The sequence below is a fragment of the Floridaenema aerugineum BLCC-F46 genome (assembly GCF_041929345.1).
Lineage (GTDB): Bacteria > Cyanobacteriota > Cyanobacteriia > Cyanobacteriales > Aerosakkonemataceae > Floridanema > Floridanema aerugineum.
This window is the reverse complement of record NZ_JBHFNQ010000036.1, coordinates 1-20,644: the sequence shown is the minus strand read 5'-3', so window position 1 is coordinate 20,644 and position 20,644 is coordinate 1. Positions and strand designations below refer to the sequence as shown.

16 protein-coding genes are annotated in these 20,644 nt (G+C 40.6%); 12 read left to right on the top strand and 4 right to left on the bottom strand.

Features of this window, described 5'->3' with window-relative positions:
* On the top strand, positions 1–292 hold a 292-nt coding region (locus ACE1CC_RS03995), incomplete at its 5' end, for a transposase (protein WP_413269178.1).
* A gap of 76 nt (positions 293–368) precedes the next feature.
* On the opposite strand, the gene ACE1CC_RS03990 is transcribed toward ACE1CC_RS03995, so the two are convergent.
* The 3 genes from ACE1CC_RS03990 to ACE1CC_RS03980 form a co-directional block, all read right to left on the bottom strand.
* Positions 369–578: a hypothetical protein gene (locus ACE1CC_RS03990; RefSeq protein WP_413269177.1), complete on the bottom strand. Its 210-nt coding sequence runs from the start codon at positions 576–578 to the stop codon at positions 369–371.
* Between the two features lie 237 nt (positions 579–815).
* Positions 816–2,543: a succinate dehydrogenase/fumarate reductase flavoprotein subunit gene (locus ACE1CC_RS03985; RefSeq protein ID WP_413269176.1), complete on the bottom strand. Its 1,728-nt coding sequence runs from the start codon at positions 2,541–2,543 to the stop codon at positions 816–818.
* A gap of 171 nt (positions 2,544–2,714) precedes the next feature.
* Positions 2,715–3,026, bottom strand: a complete 312-nt coding sequence (locus ACE1CC_RS03980) for a hypothetical protein (protein WP_413269175.1) — start codon at positions 3,024–3,026, stop codon at positions 2,715–2,717.
* A 682-nt stretch (positions 3,027–3,708) separates the two neighbouring features.
* On the opposite strand from ACE1CC_RS03980, the gene ACE1CC_RS03975 reads away from it, so the two are divergent.
* The 10 genes from ACE1CC_RS03975 to ACE1CC_RS03930 all read left to right on the top strand — a co-directional run bounded on the left by ACE1CC_RS03975 (position 3,709) and on the right by ACE1CC_RS03930 (position 17,125).
* Positions 3,709–8,760 (top strand): ExeM/NucH family extracellular endonuclease, encoded by a 5,052-nt coding sequence (locus ACE1CC_RS03975; RefSeq protein ID WP_413269174.1) that lies wholly within the window; start codon positions 3,709–3,711, stop codon positions 8,758–8,760.
* An 87-nt stretch (positions 8,761–8,847) separates the two neighbouring features.
* Entirely contained in the window at positions 8,848–9,564 is a 717-nt protein-coding gene (locus ACE1CC_RS03970) for a hypothetical protein (protein WP_413269173.1), read from the top strand.
* A gap of 84 nt (positions 9,565–9,648) precedes the next feature.
* Positions 9,649–9,894 (top strand): UPF0175 family protein, encoded by a 246-nt coding sequence (locus ACE1CC_RS03965; RefSeq protein ID WP_413269172.1) that lies wholly within the window; start codon positions 9,649–9,651, stop codon positions 9,892–9,894.
* Positions 9,891–10,391 (top strand): DUF3368 domain-containing protein, encoded by a 501-nt coding sequence (locus ACE1CC_RS03960; RefSeq protein ID WP_413269171.1) that lies wholly within the window; start codon positions 9,891–9,893, stop codon positions 10,389–10,391. Before ACE1CC_RS03965 ends, ACE1CC_RS03960 begins: the two co-directional genes overlap by 4 nt.
* A 67-nt stretch (positions 10,392–10,458) precedes the next feature.
* A complete protein-coding gene (locus tag ACE1CC_RS03955) occupies positions 10,459–10,689 on the top strand; it encodes a hypothetical protein (protein WP_413269170.1) in 231 nt (76 codons plus the stop codon).
* Positions 10,686–10,955, top strand: a complete 270-nt coding sequence (locus ACE1CC_RS03950) for a type II toxin-antitoxin system RelE family toxin (RefSeq protein ID WP_413269169.1) — start codon at positions 10,686–10,688, stop codon at positions 10,953–10,955. The genes ACE1CC_RS03955 and ACE1CC_RS03950 overlap by 4 nt, the downstream gene beginning before the upstream one ends.
* A 682-nt stretch (positions 10,956–11,637) precedes the next feature.
* Positions 11,638–14,874, top strand: a complete 3,237-nt coding sequence (locus tag ACE1CC_RS03945) for a CHAT domain-containing protein (RefSeq protein WP_413269168.1) — start codon at positions 11,638–11,640, stop codon at positions 14,872–14,874.
* A gap of 44 nt (positions 14,875–14,918) precedes the next feature.
* A complete protein-coding gene (locus ACE1CC_RS03940) occupies positions 14,919–15,257 on the top strand; it encodes a hypothetical protein (RefSeq protein WP_413269167.1) in 339 nt (112 codons plus the stop codon).
* Positions 15,258–15,400: 143 nt separating this feature from the next.
* Entirely contained in the window at positions 15,401–15,691 is a 291-nt protein-coding gene (locus tag ACE1CC_RS03935) for a DUF433 domain-containing protein (RefSeq protein ID WP_413269166.1), read from the top strand.
* Between the two features lie 54 nt (positions 15,692–15,745).
* Positions 15,746–17,125: a hypothetical protein gene (locus ACE1CC_RS03930; RefSeq protein WP_413269165.1), complete on the top strand. Its 1,380-nt coding sequence runs from the start codon at positions 15,746–15,748 to the stop codon at positions 17,123–17,125.
* A gap of 186 nt (positions 17,126–17,311) precedes the next feature.
* Here the strand turns inward: ACE1CC_RS03930 and ACE1CC_RS03925 are convergent, their stop codons facing one another.
* Entirely contained in the window at positions 17,312–18,976 is a 1,665-nt protein-coding gene (locus ACE1CC_RS03925; protein WP_459563796.1) for a metallophosphoesterase, read from the bottom strand.
* Positions 18,977–19,126: 150 nt separating this feature from the next.
* Between ACE1CC_RS03925 and ACE1CC_RS03920 the strand changes: the two genes are divergently transcribed.
* Positions 19,127–20,605, top strand: coding sequence for a CIA30 family protein (locus tag ACE1CC_RS03920; RefSeq protein ID WP_413269163.1), 1,479 nt, complete (start codon positions 19,127–19,129; stop codon positions 20,603–20,605).
* The last annotated feature ends 39 nt before the right edge of the window (positions 20,606–20,644 follow it).

Sequence of the window (20,644 nt, the reverse complement as noted above, 5' to 3'; positions counted from 1 at the left end):
GCCTTTCTATCAGCAGGAACAATTTTTGACTTACAAATCTATTGCGCTAGGGAAAAGAGTGGTTCATGTCGCTCCTAGTTATACTTCCCAAAAGTGCAATATTTGTAAGCATATTAAAAAGACAAATCGGCATAAGTCTAGATTCCACTGCAAAAATTGTGGACATAAAACTCATGCCGATTTGAATGCTGCTAGAAATATTCGAGATGATTATTTTCTCTCCTCTACCCAAGGGACTCAGGAGCAGGGTTCAGTCAATAACCCTTATGTTTCAACCAGTTTCTCTGGTTAGTTACAAGCCCCATCCCCTCGTGGGTGGGGCGGTTGACTTCAGCGTAAGCATCTACATCAATTCCCAAATGCGATCGCTAATCGATCTTAGGCTTACAATCAGTAAAAGATAAAGCTTCTTCATCAAGATAACCTGCTATAGCCATTTCAATTACTGCCCAAACCGGATAATTCATTGTTTTAGCCCGCATTTCCAGTTTGTTACGAATCTTTTCAGGTAATCCTTCCAGAAAGATTTGTGCTAATTCAGGAGAGAGATGTTCATTGATAGCAGGTTGGGTTTGCATAGAGTTAGTCCCTCGCTGGAATTTTGACGTTATCGGGTGGGTTAATAGCTTGGATGATTAGGCTTTTTAAGGAGAATTCCTTGATTCTGATTCCTTGAGACGTTGCGATAATAATAGTTATTTTCAAATTCGATATTGGGAGGGTGGGTTTTGATTTTTCTCTTGTTTCTTTGAAAAAGGTACGTTGTTGTGCTTTAGCACTAGGGGCGCTCTCAGCGCAACAACGTACTTAGAAAGTTAATACTTCCTTTCTTGGGGTTCAAACATGGTGATACTTACAGGTTTATACTGGATCTCAACTCCAGCGGGAGAATAGTAAGCTAAGGTATGTTTAAGGAAGTTGCTATCATCTCGATCGGGGAAATCTTCTCGATAATGGGCACCGCGACTTTCTTGACGGTTTAAGGCAGATGATAAAATTAATTCTCCCACAATCATCAAGCTACGAAGTTCGATCGCTTCCAGAATTTCTGTATTCCAAAGTTTCCCTTTGTCATCCAGATAAATATTGTCGTATTGTGCTTTTAACTGTTGCAATTGGTTTAATCCTTCTTGCATTAATTCGGAAGTGCGAAATACACCACAATATTGAGTCATGCAATCTTGGAAAGTTTGGCGCAACTTGCCGATTCGGATTTCTCCTTTTTGCTCAAAAAGAGATTGAATTTGGGTTTGTGCTTGGGCTAAATATAATGTTTCATCGAGTTCGGGGAGTTTCCGATTTTGGACATATTGTGCGATCGCAGCACCAGTTCTTCTGCCATATACAACACATTCCAACAACGAGTTACTTCCCAAACGATTCGCACCATGAACGGAAACACAAGCAGCTTCACCCGCAGCAAAGAAACCTTCTACCAAACTATCAGCACTACTGCGAACTTGACCATCAGTATTAACTGGAATTCCGCCCATTGAATAGTGTGCAGTAGGACGCACAGGCATCGGTTTTTCTACGGCATCAATTCCTAAAAGTCGATGTGCTTCTTCCCAAGCGAAGGGAATGCGACTCATGATTTTTTCCCTTCCCATGTGGCGCAAATCCAAGAAGATAAAAGGCCCTCCGCAGCTACCATCAGGATGGATACCTCTAAGGGCACGGATTTCCAAACCGATCGCTCTTGAGGTAATATCACGAGGAGCGAGTTCCATTCTGCTAGGGGCGTAGGTTGACATGAAGCGATCGCCATTACAATTAATTAAATAAGCACCTTCGCCTCTCACTGCTTCCGAAATTAACACACCTACCGGATACAAACCAGTCGGGTGAAACTGGACAAACTCCATATCTTCCAAAGGAACACCCGCCAAAGCAGACATTGCCAAACCATCACCCGTCGAGGCATAGTCATTAGAAGTAGTATTAAAAGCCCGACCATAACCACCAGTAGCAAACATAATAGCTTTAGCTCGGACAACTTGCATCTCGCCATCCCGAATGCGGTACATGACAACGCCTTTCGCTTGTCCTTCCTCCAAAATTAGCCGCATCACATACCATTCGTCATAGATGTGAACGCCGTAGCGACGGAGGTTATTAACTAATTCATGTAAAATTGCATGACCTGTTTTATCAGCAGCGTAACAGGTGCGACGATGGGAATGTCCGCCGAAAGCACGTTGGGCGATGCGACCATCAGGCAACCGCGAGAATAACACGCCCATGTGTTCCAAGTCAATCAGAACATCTGGCGCTTCACGGGTGAGAAGTTCTACCGCATCTTGGTCTGCTAAATAATCGGAACCTTTGACAGTATCAAAAGCATGAGCTTTCCAAGTATCTTCCAAGTCTACATTGTTTAGAGTGGCGGCGATACCCCCTTGGGCGGCGACAGAGTGAGAACGAATGGGGTGAGTTTTAGCGATGACAGCTACATTTAATTTTGGATCGGTCCGGGCGATTTCCACAGCGGCGCGACACCCAGCTAATCCCCCACCAATAATAATGACATCGTGTTCTAACATTCTCAGTTTTAAATTCAGATTTCCACTTTATCTATGGTTACTCACAAAAAAAATTCCCCGCAGAATGCAGGGAATTTCTTTATAGATTGTCATTAGACATCCAGAAAACCTTGTAGAGACGTTATATATAACGTCTCTACAAGGTTTTTTGGAGATGTCTAGTCACTTTTATCAAGTAGCTTCAGCAGGTTTTGCTTTAGGTAAATTTACTGGACTGGTGCGTGTACTTTCTTGTGCATCAATTGGTTTGAATTCAATGTGGTTTAATAGAGTCGTGACGAAAGCAAAAAGTAAGAAGGGAAGAGAAAGAACTACAATTAGCCCAACAGCAGCTAAAGCGTAAATTTGGCGACTAGTACTCCATAATGCCAAAGCAGAGGCTAAAGAAAGGAAAATTACAATTAACCAAACTACGATTTGACCGTAAATATCGCCAAAGGTAAGAGTGCAAACCATCCGATACTTCTGTATCTCATTCGCCATGATATGATCCTCGTAATATTGCTATAAATTTCTACATTAAAGTTTGGATTAGGTTTCGGCACATTTTGCAATATTTTTTTAAATATTTGCAATATAACTTTACAATATGTAAATACATTGTAAAAGAAGAATAGCTGCTTCTACAGGCTTGATTAATATGGTAGTTGCAGAAGTCCTGATGTAGATATTTTGATTAAGGATTTTTATCTAATCTTAAATTGAATTCCGTAAATACACAGTTGGTTCTATCTACTTTTTAATGTTAATTTTCGTATATAGCAATCCTGTTTTAGTTATGAACTCCTCCTTCTCTTCTCTCTGCGTCCTCTGCGCCTCTGCGGTTCATAAAAAAAATCAAGTGTTTACCCATTATTTAGGATGGCTACACGCAAAATTAAACAGAGTAAATATGACAAGAGATTAAGTAAGTTGAGTCTTACTTTGACCCATAGCATTTTGATATTTTACATTTCTTGCTCATTCGCAAATTTAGACTAGCTAGTTTGCAATATTTTTGCGTGCATTTGCCAACAAATTAAAATCAAGAATCGCCTTAACTCTAGGTTAAATTTTCTGTTTGGATTAAGTGCGATCGGCAAATAAATTAACTCGCAAATTACTAACTTTTTACTTTTAGTTTGTTTTGATTTGGTGTCATCTACTACAACTTAAGGAAATTGTCATGCCTACAACTTTGACTCCTGGGGATATTGCAATTATTGGTTTTAATACCACTAATACCGATAGCATCGGGTTTATTTTACTTGTAGATATTACGACGGGTACAACTTTTAACGTCACAGATAATGGTTGGCAATCTAATGGTAGCTTCACAACTACAGAAGGAATTCTTACCTACACAGCACCATCAAACATCTCTGCGGGTACAGTTCTGACTTGGACGAAAGGAAGTAGTAATAATTCACCAGGATTTAATTCTAACAGTCCTTCCGGTTTTGCCTTCAATATTAATGGTGATTCAATCACCATCTATACCGGAACATTAGCGAGTCCAACATTAATTTATGCACTAAGTTCTGGAATTACAGGTTGGAGTCCTAACGCAATAAATTCTACCACATCAGCTGAACCAACTGCTACAAATAACGGCACTCTAGTCACCGGAACTTCTACAGTAGCTATCCTTAATTCTAATGGTTACTATAGTGGTTCCACTACTTCTGGAACTAAGGCACAATTGCTGTCTGCCATCTCAAATCCAACAAATTGGACAGCTAGTTCAAGCATAACTAACTTATCGAATTGGCAATCATCTTTTACCGTTAATACAGTAACACAACCAGATCTTACCATCAATTTATCCGCTTCTCCCGATCCAGTAACAGCTGGAACTGGCAACATTCTTACCTATACTATTACTGTCAGTAACAATGGTAATGTTAACGCCACAGGTGTAAATGTTGATTTCAATCTTCCCACAGGCATAGACATTATCAGCATTCCTCAAAGTAGCGGTTTTCAAGCACAAATTCCACCTCCCAATAGCAGCAAAATTTCTTTCACAAATGGCAGCATTAATGCAGGTAGCAATGCCACATTAACAGTAGAAGTAGTTCCCTACAATGCAGGTATTCTCACCAGTGGTACAGCAGTTATCGATCCAACTAATACTATTACCGAAAGCAACGAAAACAACAACATTGCTGCTGCCGTTTCCACCACAGTTAACCCCGGTTTACCTAACCTCAACGTCGGCACTTCCACCCCAGGACCAATAACGGCAGGTGTTCCTTTCAACTATACATTGGACGTGAAAAATAATGGAGGTGCTAACGCCAGTGGAGTAACCTTGCAGTTTACGCTTCCGGCGAATGTCACTTACAATTCTGCCAACATTTTAGGAGGCGGTTTTTCAGTACCAATAGTAACAGGAAACCTCCTCACTTTTAATGGTGGTAGCGTCAATGCAGGAAACTTTGCTCAAATTTTAGTTAACGTTACTCCGACAGTAGCGGGAAGTTTGGGTAGCGGTACTTTGGTTGCCGATCCTAATAGTACGATTAATGAAAGTAACGAAACAGATAATTCTATCAATACTGCGATCGCAACAGTTAACCCAGGTATTCAACCCGACCTCACCATTAGTTTATCAGATTCCCCAGATCCAGTGACAGTTGGTAACAACCTCACCTACACTCTTACAGTTAACAATAATGGAACAGGTAACGCTTCGGGTATCGATGTAAATTTCACTTTACCAACCGGACTTTCAGTAGTAGGAACTCCTGGGGTTTCTAACAGTTTCACATACACAGGAACAATAGGGGGAGTTGCTAAATTTACTGGTGGGAGTATCAATGCTGGTGGTAATGCGACTTTAACTTTACAAGTTACTCCTAATAATGCAGGTAATCTCACCAGCGGAAGCGCCATTGTCGATCCAAATAATAGTATTACTGAAAGCAATGAAAGCGATAATAACGCTGTTGGTGTTTCGACTAATGTGAATGCAGCACCACAACCCAACCTCACCATTAGTTTATCAGATTCCCCAGATCCAGTAACAGTTGGTAACAACCTCACCTACACTCTTACAGTTAACAATAATGGAACAGGTAACGCTTCGGGTATCGATGTAAATTTCACTTTACCAACCGGACTTTCAGTAGTAGGAAATCCTGGAGTTTCTAACAGTTTCACATACACAGGAACAATAGGCGGAGTTGCTAAATTTACTGGTGGTAGCATCAACGCTGGTGGTAATGCAACTTTAACTTTACAAGTTACTCCTAATAATGCAGGTGTTCTCACCAGCGGAAGCGCCATTGTCGATCCAAATAATAGTATTATTGAAAGCAATGAAAGCGATAATAACGCAGCTGCTATTACGACTACCGTTAACGGCATTACTGCACCAACTAAAATTAACCAAATCCAAGGAAACGGCGCAAATAGTCCTTTAAATAATACTGTTCAAACTATTGAAGGTATCGTTGTTGGTGATTTTCAAACTCCCACTGCAACGGGAGGTTTAGGAGGATTTTTCTTACAAGAAGAAACTGCCGATGAAGATGGCAACTCTTTAACTTCCGAAGGGATTTTTGTCTTTGCTGGTACCAGCTTAGTTGATGTTAGCGAAGGTCAAAAAGTTAGGGTTACAGGTGTAGTTTCCGAAACTTTTGGACAAACTCAAATTACTCCCACCAATGCTGCTGCTATTCAAATTCAAACTGGTGGTTCTTTGGCGCAAATAACCCCCGCGACTGTCAACTTACCTTTCGCTAGTAACACTTTTGTCGAACAATTTGAAGGAATGCGGGTGAAATTCCCGCAAACTCTTACTGTTAGCGATACTTTTAATTTAGTCAGATTTGGCGAAATTACCTTATCTAACGGACGGTTGTTTCAACCAACTAATATAGTAAGTCCTGGTACTGCGGCAAACTCCCAACAAGCAGCAAATGAACTCAATAAAATTATCATTGATGACGGGAGAAATGGTGCTTACCAAACTCCATTTGCCTACGGTTTTAATACTGCAAATACCATCCGAACTGGACAAAATACCACTAACATTGAAGGTGTGTTGAGTTATGATTTCAACAACTACCGGATACATCCTACTATCACACCAAATTTTATCGGAAATACCCGAACAACCACACCGGAAAATGTTGGCGGAAATATCAAAGTTGCTTCTTTCAATCTGCTAAATTACTTCAACGGTTCAACTTTCCCGACTTCCAGAGGCGCAACTACATCGGCAGAATTTACCCGTCAGCGCCACAAAACAATTGATGCCATTCTGAAGATGAATTCTGATATTATCGGAGTGATGGAATTAGAGAATGATGGTTATGGAACAAATAGCGCCATTCAAGATTTAATCAATGGTTTAAATAGTTCTCCAAATAAACCTGCTGGTGTTAATTATGCTTTCATAAACCCCGGTTTTTCCCAACTTGGTGGAGATGAAATAACTGTTGGTTTAATTTACAATTCTGCGAAAGTTTCGCCTGTGGGTAATGCGGCAATTTTATCTTTTGGTGCTTTCAATCAAGGTGCAAATAGTCTCCATCGTCCAGCTTTAGCACAGACATTTCAAGACATTACAAGTGGGGGCAAATTTACCACCGTAGTTAACCATTTTAAATCAAAAGGTAGCGCACCTGTAGCAGGCGATCGTAATGCTGATCAAGGCGACGGACAAGGTGCTTGGAATTTAGCAAGAACTCAAGCTGCTAATGAATTAACCGCTTGGTTAGCAACCGATCCAACTAATAGTGGTGATTCTGATTTTTTGATTATAGGAGATTTGAATTCTTATGCTAAAGAAGACCCAATTACTGCTATTAAAAATCAGGGTTACACCAATTTAATCGAAAAATTTGTTGGCACAAATTCTTACTCCTACGTTTTCCAAGGTCAAGCAGGATATCTCGATCATGCTTTATCTAGCAACAGTTTAACTTCGCAAGTAACTGGTGCAACAGAGTGGCATATTAATGCCGATGAAAGTCCTTTAATCGATTATAATGAAGAGAATTTACCTAATAATGGCCCTGCAAAACCTGCGGATTTTTACAATGCGGATGCCTATCGTTCTTCTGACCACGATCCGATCGTACTAGGTGTAAATTTAGCAACGCCAAATATCAGCATTCAGGCGATCGATCCTAATGCTTCAGAAGCTGGTAGTGATGAGGGAACTTTCCGCATTAGTCGCAGTGGTGGCGGTTCAGTTGGTGCTTTGAATGTCTCTTATACAGTTACCGGACAAGCTACTTCAAATGATTACAGTCCTAGTTTAACTGGTGTTGCTACAATTGCGGCTGGTCAGTCTTTTGTTGATGTGACAATTACACCAGTTGATGATAGTTTAACAGAAGGAAACGAAACAGTAATTATCAATTTAGTTGATACTACTGATTATAATTTGTCTGCTAACAATTCGGCTACGGTGACAATAGCTGATAATGACACAGTAGTATTACCACCTCCAGAACCGGAAAAATGTAGCTGTTACCAAATAGAAGAGATGGTAAATCGTAGCTACAATGGCACTACTTTTAACCCCAATCCTCCCGATGATTTCATCTTAGGCGACGACAATGAGAATTATATTTTAGCTGGTGTTGGTAATGATACAATCTTCGGTAGTTCTGGTGATGATTTCATCAATGGGAATCAGGATGCAGATGTAATTAATGGCAACCGAGGAAATGATACTATTCATGGAGGAAAAGGCAATGATTTTCTCAGAGGTGGTAAGAATAATGATGTAATTTACGGTGATTTAGATAACGATACTCTCTGCGGCGATCTTGGCAATGATAATATGTTTGGAATGCTAGGAAATGACATTTTAATTGGTAGTGGAGGGGATGATACTCTTAATGGAAATCAAGGCAATGATACAGTCTGCGGCGGCGAAGGAAATGACTTAGTTAGAGGCGGACAAAATAATGATTTCCTGTGCGGTTGTGCAGGAGATGATACTATTTTTGGAGACCTTGGTAATGATACTCTCTGTGGTGGTGAAGGAAATGACATTTTTGAATTAAGATCAAATTCAGGATTTGATATTATCAAAGATTTCACCATTGGGAAAGATTTATTATGGTTAACTGGTGGTCTTAGTTTCACCCAATTGACGATCGCACAACAAGGACAAGACACCTTAATTCGCATTACCGCAACTAATGAAATTTTAGCATCTTTGATTGGTGTTACTGCTAGTTTGATTACGGCTAATGCGATCGCTGTAATTTGATATCTTGTAGGGTAGGCATCCTGCCTGCCTTTGAAATTTTTTCCTGCCTGCCTTTGAGATTCTTTGTAAACCTACTTAACAGTTCCAATGGTATTCCAACCCACCACTATTAAACGCTACAGTAAAATAATCCTGTTAGTCTTAATTGCGATCGACATCATCCTCGCACTAATCTATTTTATCAGTGCTGTAACTACAGGCAAAGCTTTAGGGGTTTTTGATTTCGATCGCCAATGGTCAATCCCTGTAATCTATTCTGCAATTCAACTGCTTCTAATTGGAATTTGTTTAGTAATTGCAGCTTTCCGAAAAAAGCGTTCTGCACCCCTTCCTTCCCGTTGGTTCCTCTTAGCAGTTGGCGCAGGATTTCTTGATTTATTCATCGAAAAACTGTTTAAATTTCACTCTTCCGAATTACCAAAATTCCTCAATTCTTTAGATTGGATGCCTCGATTTCCCGGTGGAGGTGGCGCTTGGATATTTATTTATGTACCAGCAGGAATTATAATTATCTTGCTTGGTTATCGGGACTTAATTGCACTTTGGAAAGCTTATCCTAAAGGAACATTTATTACAGTATTAGGAGTCGTCCTTTCATTTGCTGGCGGAGTATTTTTAGATTTTATCTATTACTTGTTTTTGCAAGTTAAATTGACGCAAATGGCGGAAAGTGGTAACTCGTTAGCTTTGATTTTATCTACTTTAAAAATCACCATTGAGGAATTTTTAGAAATGTTTGGCGAAAGTATTACCCTCTACGGTTTAAGTTTGTTTTTAGTCAAAAGATTAGAACGCAATATTTAACTTATCAACTAGATTCTGCTATAATGGAGACTATTCTATTTATAAATCTGCGGGTTTTGAATCATTAAAATTGGAGGCGATCGGATGAGTTTAATTATTTCTGATGACATCGTAAAAGCAAGTGGATTATCTGAAGACAAATTGCTAATAGAAGTAATTTTGATGTTATTTCAGCAAGAAAAAATAACTTTAGGAAAAGCAGCAGAATTGCTGAATAGATCTCAAATTAGCTTTCAGAAATTGATAGCAGAACGCGGGATTAACATTCATTATGATGTGGATGAATTGCAAGAAGATATCCAGCACTTAAAAGCCAAAGGATGGCTATGATTATTGTCAGCGATACATCTCCCATCAATGGATTAGCAATAGTGGGTTATCTTTCATTATTGCAACAACTTTATGAACGGGTGTTAATTCCTCCTGCGGTTGCAGATGAACTGAGGCGAGGGGGTGAGGATGATTTGCGGATTATAGATGCTTTATCCTTAGATTGGATTGAAGTTTATCAGCCAAGCGATTACCAACTGGTGGAAACCCTACAAACAGAATACAATTTAGATCGGGGAGAATCAGAAGCTATTGCTCTAGCCTTGGAACTTAATGCAGAAGAATTGTTAATTGATGAACGATTAGGACGTAGGCAAGCTGTCCGTTTGGGACTATCTATTACGGGTTTATTAGGGATTTTGCTAGTAGCTAAACGCCGGGGATTAGTGAGAGAAATTCGACCCATAATCGATAATTTGATTGAACAAGCTAGCTTTCGGGTGAGCGATTCTTTATATATAGAGGTATTGGCGGCAGCTGGTGAAACTGGCGACTAACTAAGAAACTGGGTTTATGCCATAATTAAGGTATTCCTACCGCAAAGGAAAGGAGATTTAAAAATTAATGAATGACTCAGAAGTTAGATATATCACTGATTCTCATGGCAACCAAACGGCGGTAGTGATTCCCATTGATTTATGGAGGAAAATTCTACCGAAAGATAGTCAATCCATCGAAACAATAACTGAAAGTATTGAAGATTATTGCCTTAATAAAGCTATGAATGAGGCGAAAGAAACTCCTTTGCTCAGTCGGGAACAAGCTCTTGAATTTTTAGCGGAAGCGGAGGATTGAATATTGAGTATAGAACCCTATTCTTGAGGGATTTGAAGAAGCTGAGAAAACAAGAAATTTATTCGTATATTTATGAATTAGTCTTTACAACTTTGCCAGAAGCGACATCTATTCAAGAGTTACCAAATGTTAAAGCCTTAGCTGGAACATCGAACCGATATCGTATCCGAGTTGGTGATTATCGGATTGGTTTTGAGGTCAATGAAGACGGGATAGAACTTATGCGAGTTCTGCACCGTAAGGAATTCTATCGGTATTTTCCTTGAGTAAAAAAGAGGCTGAGAAAAGAGAATTAATTTCGTAGGGGCGAAGCATTCGGGCGACAATTTATAAAACCCAACCTATATCTAACAATCCGAATGCTTCGCCCTGCCCCACCGATAACCTATATCTACAATCTTCCACCAAAACAGTCCTTCCGCATTGTATCTACAATCTTTCATCAAGGCAGGGCGTTCGCGTAGCGTACCGTAGGCATTAGCATTTGGACAGCAAGATTTTGGCTGGGTAGCACATATTATCGCCCAAAAGTGATCTGTGGGGCAGGGCGAAGCATTTGGACAGCAAGATTTTTGGTGGGTTTCATAAATTGTCGCCCAAATGCTTCGCCCCTACAGTAATTAACAGTAATTAAGGCTTGCTGAATAAAAGTAAAAAGTAAGATAGGCAATGGTGAAAGCGCCTTTTTTGCATAAACAAGTGCAAGTTTTCCAGACCTTTTGGCGCAAAATCCTTACCTTTTTTCAGGAAATTGTAGGGACACGGCATGAAAGAGATAACGTAAGAGTTGCAAATATTAATGATGCCGTGTCCCTACCCCCACCAATAGACTTATTCAGCAAGCCCTAATTAATTGTTTTCATTGATAAAAACAGAAATTGGGTTCTGCCATAATTAAGGTATTACGGCTGAGATTTAACTAAAAAGCCTGGTTTCTAAGATCCTGCAATGAACGAAGAACGCATTCAAGCCTATCTCAATTTAATTCAACAACTCCTCACCTGTCCCAGTGGCGAGGAAAACCAAATTCTCAACCAACACCGCGAATCGCTGGATACCGGATTTGTCATTTTCTTGGATGTGGTAGCACAACGGATGCAAAATCTGGAAAAAGCCAATTTCTTAAGAGATATTGCCCATTTCGTCTCGGAAAACTTCATCGATTCTCCCTACACTGCGCCCCCAGATGCTGATGCTAGTCTCCAATTCTTGATGCAGGTGCTGAAAACTACTGATAACAGCAAGGGTAACGCCCCACAAGTCTACCCTCTGCTGAAAGCGAATCAAGACAAACTCACATTCAGCCTTGCTGAAGTCTTGCGCCAGTGGGCGAGTCGGACTCTCCCCACCGTAGACAAGATTCAGGCGTATGCTATTGCTGTAGATATAACAAATTTCAGTAACATAATTCGGCAATTTCCATTGGGCAAACGGTGGAGTAATTTAGAGATTGCCATTGTCGGATACGAAGTTATTCTGTCAGTATTCACTCGCACAGTTTATCCCCAAGAGTGGGCGACGGCGAAACATTGTTTGGGAACTGTTTATGTGTATCGCATCCAGGGAGAGAGAGCAAAAAATCTGGAAAAAGCGATCGCCTACTACCAAGAAGCATTAGAAGTTCTCACCCCCGCTACCTATCCACAGGATTGGGCTGCGGTACAAATTGGTCTGGGGAATACCTATTACAAACGCATCCTTGAGGAGCGGGGGGAGAATCTGGAGCAGGCAATTGCTGCTTTCAAAGCCGCGTTAGAAGTCTATACTCCCGAAGCGTTTCCTGAAAATTGGGCAATGGCACAAATTGGCCTGGGGAATACCTACTTAGATCGCATCCGAGAAGAACGGGCTGAGAATGTGGAAAAGGCGATTAAGTTCTACGAAGCAGCATTAACAGTTCGTACTCGTACAGCGTTTCCTGAAAATTGGGCAGGGATTCAAATGAATCTGGGGACTGCTTACCGCAATCGCATCTTGGGAGAGCCAGCAGAGAATGTGGAAAAGGCGATCAAGTTTTACGAAGCAGCATTAACAGTTCGTAAACTTGAAACCTTTCCTGAAGGATGGGCAGAAGCCCAAGATAATCTGGCGACTGCCTACGTCGATCGCATCTTGGGAGACAGAGCAGAAAATATAGAGAAAACGATCACTTGCTATAAAGCAGCATTACAAGTTTATACTCGTAATGCTTTTCCTGAAGACTGGGCAAGAACTCAAATGGGCTTAGGGAGTGCCTACTCTATCCGCATCCGAGGGGACTGGGGGCTAAATAGGAAAACTGCTATTGCCTGTTTAAAAGAGGCGTTACAAGTCTATACTCGTGAAGCTTTTCCTCAAAACCATCTACAAACCTTGTTTAATTTAGGTCCCGTCTATCGCCTCACTTCCGAATTACAAAATGCCTACGATACCTTTGCAGCAGCAATTGAGACTATAGAAGAGATTCGTAGTGGCATCATTGAAGGTGGCGAGACAGACAAACAGAAATTAGCGGAAAAATGGAATGGACTGGGACTCTATCGCAATATGGTCGAAGTCTGCCTAGAATTGAACAAGTACGCCGCCGCCCTGGAATATGCCGAACGCAGCAAAGCCAGAAACTTAGTCGAACTCCTTGCCGCTACCCGCCTCAAACCGAAAGATGTTTCCTCCGAAATCTGGGAACGCTACGACGATTTATATCAAAAATGGTGGAACCTCCAGCAAAGACGCGACAGTAGCGACTTCTCCTTCGGCGAGAGTTTCAACAACGACGACACCCGCAGTATTGAGATTTCTTCCCCCAAACGGGAAACCGTCGCCGCCGAAATTTCCCGTACCCTCACCGAGTTACGCCAACAAATTGACAGCTTAATCGAAACCGAAATCACCCCCCACGACCCAAAATTTCGCTTCGGGCAAAAAGTAGACCCCATCGGTTACGAGAAGATTCAGAAATTGGTGGACGAACAGACCGCAATTGTGGAGTGGTACTTTACCTCTAAGGGCATCCACGCCTTCATCGTCACCCACCAAGGCGAACATCCTATCGTTGTCTCTACCGATAGCAGTGCCTTAGCTGCCTTAGAACAGTTGACGAATGAGTATTTAAATGATTATTTCCCGGAAGATAAGACCCACTGGCGACAAGAATTACCCTCATACCTGCAACGGTTAGCCGAAATACTGGAACTAAATCACCTAATTTCCCAAATACCCTCCCAGTATCAGCAGTTAATCTTAATCCCCTATCGCTTCCTACATTTATTCCCCCTCCACGCCTTACCCCTTTCCCAAACCGAATATCTCAGCGACAGATTCCCCCAAGGCATTCGCTATGCCCCCAGCAGTCAGATTTTGCAGTTATCCCTATCCGAAAATACCACCCCTAACCAAGAGGAGGCATCTTTCTCCCCCCCTTATCAAGGGGGGGCAGGGGGGGGATCTCTCTTCGCCATCCAAAACCCCACAGCCGACTTAGCCTACACCGACATCGAAGTAGAAGCGATTCAAACCGCCTTCAACCCCGCTACGGTATTAAAAGGAGAAGCTGCGAGTAAAACCTTATTTAACCAAAACGTCACAGACTTAAAAGAAACCACTTTCGCCCATTTCTCCTGTCACGGCTATTTCAATTTCGCCAATCCTCGCATTTCAGGACTCATTCTCGCCGATGCCAAACTCTCCCAAACCGCCGCCACCGAAAAAGGCATCCCCGTGATTCGTTCTCGCAGAGGTGAATTTAACCCCGATGAATGTCTCACTTTACCAGAAATCTTCAACCTGCGCTTGCGGAACTGTCGCCTAGTTGCCCTCTCCGCCTGCGAAACGGGAATTACCGACATTAGCACTACCAGTGATGAATATATCAGCATTCTGGCAGGGTTTTTCTTTGCAGGTTCGCGCAATGTCTTGGGCACCTTATGGGCGGTGAATGATGTCTCGACAGCAATTTTTATGATTCGCTTTTATGAAATTCTACTGGGAAAAAGTCAACCCCCAGCAGCTTTGGCGCTGAAACAAACCCAAGAGTGGATGCGATCTAGAACAGTTGCAGAGTTGTTAGAGTGGATTAAGGGCTGTCAGTTGATTAATGAGGAACGGCGCGAGGCTATGTGCAGTGATTTGGAAGGATGGTATAACCCTACTGAAATTCCCTTTGAAAAGCCCTATTATTGGGCAGGTTTTTGCGCCGTTGGACAGTAAGAGGGGCTGAAGCCCAACAACGTACCTTCAAGGAAATTAAAAATATGATGAAATCAGATGAAATAATTGCCGCTTTTTTACAAGTTTGGGAAATTCACCCAGATTTGTTTCTAGCACCAGATGTCGAGGCAGATTTAGATAATCTGAATCAGTCGATTAGTTCATCAATAGATAAATCTAATGAAGATATTGCTAAACTAATTCAAAACTGGTGTAAAAACCATCCTATAATTCGAGATACCGTGCGCGATGCTAGCCGCAAACCCAAACCGAGAAAAAGTGAAGATACAAGTTTAGAGAATGTTCTCGAAAATCGCTATCCTGAAATCTCTAAAGCTTTGCGGGAAAAAATCAAACAATCAGAACAGAAGACACATAAGTAGGGACACGGCATCTGAGATATTTTGGAATAGAAAATAGGGTTAATTATGCCGTGTCCCTACACAACCAAATTGAAGAAGGGCAAATTGATTAATTTATTGGGATATTGGGATGAATAAGGAAATTAAAATTAGGAGATTATTTCATGTTGCAACATCTAGACAGAATCACATTTTACCCCAAAATAATGACAGGTAAAGCCTGTATTCGAGGTATGAGAGTTCCGGTATCTTTGGTGTTTAATTTAGTAGCTAATGGTAAAACAACCGCAGAAATTATCGCAGACTATCCCTATCTGGAACCGGAAGATATTAGACAATCATTGCTTTATGCTAAGGCAGAAATTATACAAGATTTTCGCCAAGCGTGGCAAGAAGCTATGACTGGAAAAACTATCCCTGTTTCCCAAATTTGGGAAGGGATAGAAAATATCTGAAAAACCTTTAATCCAAGTATAAGCATCACCCACTTTTAGTAATAGTTTATTTTTATGGATGCTCAAGTAAATAACATTTTTGCCCCTAATGTTTACCTCTTTGCTTATTCCCTGACTGATGGCGCAGAAGGATCTAAAAATCCTCTTTGGCAAGCAGCGGATAAAATAATTAATTGCTTTTTTAAAGATAAAAATATTACTGATAATTTAATTTTTTCAGATAATTCAAATAGCGATAATCGCACTTATTTACTTAAAGACGATAGCCTGAATTTCCCTAGCACTAAAGATTCCCAAATAGAAGGGTTTGTTCAATCACAAAAAATCCAAGATTGTTATGCAATATGGCTCAATATCGGCTATTCTGATAAGGATGAAAATGCTGAAGATGTATCGGTTGAAGAACTCAAAAAATTCAATCCCAATCATATCTTACTTCTGCCTAAATCTGATAAAATATTAGGACAAACTCTGCTAATTACCGCCTGGTTAACCAACAAAACTAAACAACGCGATCGAGAATATCTCCGCAACTTAGCTAATCAATGTTGTCAAACTTTACTCGGAGACAAAACACCCCCATTTTACCGCGCTGGTGAGTTGTTTGATAGTGCTATTTTTGAATATGGAAACCCCAAACAAGACTCCCAAGTTCTTGTCTGGTTATTCCGCGATGAAATGGCAGATCGACAATATGATAAGTATCAACAGGAACTCATTAGTTTATTCCTGTATCGCACTAAAATTGTTAAGGCTTTTCAAGATAGTCGCTTGATTTATACAGCGTTAAACCAAGCTTACAGTGAAATTGAAGAAAATCTCGATCGCATTCAACAAAAACTCAATACATCTAATACTAATTATACTTATCTCGACGATTTCAAAACCCAATTAAAAACCCTCGCCAGAGAGTCTCTATCCTACACTCGCTTACTCCGAAAAATGGAAGATTTCGGTAATACAATTGAGATAAATATTTACAATTATAATGAAAAAATTGAAGAAATTTGTGGTACAATTGAAATCGATAAGGAAGAACTATCGATTTTTAAGTATTTCGGTCAAGAAACCGGGTCGCTCTTCAGTCGCCAAATCAAAGCAGACTTAGGCTATTTTGAACATGGAACCGATTTAATAGAACAAGCGATCGCCTCAATTCGGGGAATAGTAGAAATTGACCAAGCAGAGGCTAACCAAGACTTGCAAGATTTGATTCAAGCGGTAGGTGTGGGAATTGCAGCAGGTGCGATCGTAGCTTCTACATCTGGTTTAATTACGCAACCTTGGAGTTTACCGAGTCGCGATCGAATTTTCCTTCCCCCGCACCCCTTTGTAATTGCTTTAGTTGCAAGTGTATTGTGTTCTGTGGGTGCTTTTTGGGTAGCAGAAAAGGTGATTAAGGGAAGGCGAAAACATTCCAAATCCAACTCATAAATCAGTTTTGTAGGGTGTATCAGAATTGAGGATTTTCGCGATCGTCATCAATTTTATTACTCTGACGCATCCTACTTAATTCAAAGAGAATTCATCAAATTTAATTACTTGAGTAGTTTTGTAGGGTGCGTCAGAACGCAGAATTTTCGCGATCGCCATCAATTTTATTACTCTGACGCACCCTACTTAATTCAAAGAAAATTCATCAAATTTAATTACTTGAGAGTTTGGTTCTCTGGTATCAAAGCGATAACTGCTGACTGTACCATTGCCAGTATCTAAAATACTAAATACAGTGATATCATTACTCGCAATATATGGCAATGGTTGATTATTTTCATTAACTAAAGGGGCAATTGTTGGGATAATTGGATCTAATCCGTTGGGGTCGCCAGTTGCAGTATAATTTTCAGAATTGTTAATCGGTACAGGTCGTTTATTATCGCCTAAAGCTGCACCGTAAGAGTTACCAACGTTGGAAGTTTCAAGAAAATTAACGCCACTATAATTAATGAAACGATTCCATAAATGGGAATGTCCAAATAATACCAATTGTACTTTTGCGGCGTTGAGTAATGGTTCAATATCCCGAATTAAGTAATCTTTTTCTTTGGGATATTGATAGTGAATGGATTTAATTGTACCATCGCCATTTCGTTCAATTATTTGTACTGGATAAGTAAAAGGAGGAACCACATTATCGCCTAAAGAATGGGGTGGATGATGTAGCATTACTACTTTGTATTTTGCTTGTTGAAATTCGGGACTATTTAATTCTTTTTCTAACCATTTATATTGAATGCTATCTTTATGAATTGGCTCAAAAATATGTTGTCCGTATCCCCAATTTTCCGGGTTGTTTAAATCGCGATCGCACTCTCGATACTTCCCTTTAATAGTACTAGCCAAACTAGGACTGCGCCAAGCACAAGCAGCAAACAAAACTACTAAACGCACATCACCAATAGTAATTGCATAATACTTTTCTCCGCCAGAACTAGCATTAGGTAAAGTGAAAATTTCTTGGTAAGTATCGGTATTAAAAGAGTAATCTTTTAACCAGAGTTGTTGGGGAATATCAGCTTTATCCTGATAAACTTGTTTAGCGAGTTCACGAGGAAAAGCGTCATATATTTGTTCGCTTAAGCTGCTTTCTAGGGAAAATCTACCCATAACTTCGTGATTTCCAATTGCGGGAAATAGCGGTGTGTGTTGAATAATTTCGCCGCCTTTGTAAATAGTAGATGTACCATTTTTTTCTAATTTAGAGTTAGCTTTTCCTTGCAAACAAGGGAAGAAAGCATTCCCTCGGTTATCGTCGAACCATTCGGAAGCGCGATCGGGTACATTCACCAAATCCCCCGCAAAGAAAACAGCATCAACTTTGCCAATTGTTTCGGTTACTTTTTCCAGATTAGCAGCAGTCATTGGCATTAATTGATGATCGGAAGTCAGCAAGATTTTTAAAGGTGTTCCTGGTAAAGGTTTAGCTGCAAGAGTAAAAATTTCACTACTTACAATTTGACCATCTTCTCTTTCACTCTTTACTCGATAAGGAACTCGTTTCCCCGGAATTAAATTAGTGATTTCTGCTTCATGTCGCCATATATTCCGCACAACTGGTTGTTGGTAAACTTGATTTTCTTCGGTTTGTTTGCCAAATTTTGACTTTTGATCTTCGCGGGTGCGACTTAGTTTAATTGTGTTGGCGCTAACATTTTTGTCCAAGTTCTCACCAAAGGTAACGGTGTGGCGAGAACCGGGAAATTCTGTAAACCAAACTACTCGAATCGAGTTCTCTGTAGGAAGTTGCAAAAATGGATCGGTTAATAGTTGGGGTTGGGAAGACATCATGATTTAGGTAGGTTGTTGTGCTTTAGCACTCTTATATTAATGGTAATAAGAGCGCTAAAGCGCAACAACGTACTCATTTTTATGTAACTGGCAACTCAAGTTATTAAAATAAAGGTGGGCGATCGTACTAAGTAACAAGGATACATTATGGCGGACAATAATCGCGTACCTTGGGAATTTGGCAGATTTTTCCAAACTCTCACTTTCTTTGAGGTAATTCCCTTTGTTAACTGTATTCAGAGGATATTTTCGGGGAATTTCAAGGAAAAACCAACTGAATTTAAAGGAGGAAAAAGAGTGGGAGTAATTCTAGTAGCTGGTGCAACTGGCGGTGTGGGAAAGCGCGTAGTAAAACGACTTTTGGAACGCGGATATTCAACACGCGCCTTGGTGCGAAATGTGGAAAAAGCAAGAGAAATGTTGGGTAATAACCTAGAATTAATCGCAGGTGATATTACCAAACCGGAAACTTTAACTGAGCAAGTTTTCCAAAATATTACAGCGGTAATTTGTTGCACAGGTGCGCGAGTGCAACCTGTGGAAGGTGACACTCCTAACCGGGAAAAGTACTATCAAGGCGTGAAATTTTATATGCCACAAGTAGTAGATTCTCCCGAAGTTGTAGAATACCAAGGTGTGAAAAACTTGGTGCAAGCAGCAGCGAAATATTTAGGGAAACCTGACGAAAAAATGATTTTTGATTTTCGTAATGCTAACGAGGATATCAAAAATGTTTGGGGTGCGATCGATGATGTAGTGATGGGTGGAGTTAGCGCCAGCAATATCCAATTAGTAGATAATACTGCTTTATTTGCTGGTAATGTTTCCACTGCTAATTCGGGAGGTTTCGCTTCAATTCGGACTCGTAATTTTGAGACACCTTTAGATTTATCTGCTTACGAAGGTGTTGAGTTGCGCGTTAAAGGTGATGGCAAACGTTATAAATTCTTCCTGCGTACCGACACCAAATGGGATGGAATTGGTTATAGCTATTCCTTCGACACAATAGCAAATACTTGGATGGATATTCGCATTCCTTTTGCTGATTTAGTTCCGGTTTTCCGCGCCAAAACTGTACCCGATGGCGAAAAGATTGATGCTAGTCAAATTCGTTCTGGCCAATTAATGTTGAGCAAATTTGAATATGATGGCGCACTCAATCCCAACTTTACCCCAGGCGGTTTTGCTTTGCAAATCGAAACAATTAAAGCCTATAATGGTGCAAGTTTACCTCAGTTTATCTTGGTAAGTTCTGCTGGTGTAACTCGTCCAGGTCGTCCGGGAATTAACTTAGAAGAAGAACCCCCAGCGGTGAGAATGAATGATGCGTTAGGGGGAATTTTAACTTGGAAATTGCGGGGAGAAGATAGCGTCAGAGAAAGTGGAATTGCTTACACAATTATCAGACCTTGTGCGTTAACTGAAGAAGCAGGAGGCAAAACTTTAGTTTTTGAACAAGGCGACAACATTCGAGGTAAAGTAAGTCGGGAAGATATCGCCGAACTTTGCGTACAGGCGTTAGAAGAACCAAAAGCTTGTTACCTCACCTTTGAAGTGAAAGAAACAGAAACCCCCGCCAGTGCAGTAAGTTGGCAAACTCTGTTTAGCAGCATACAAGCGAATTAGGTACGTTGTTGCGCTAAAGCGCCAGTTTAGCGCTTTAGC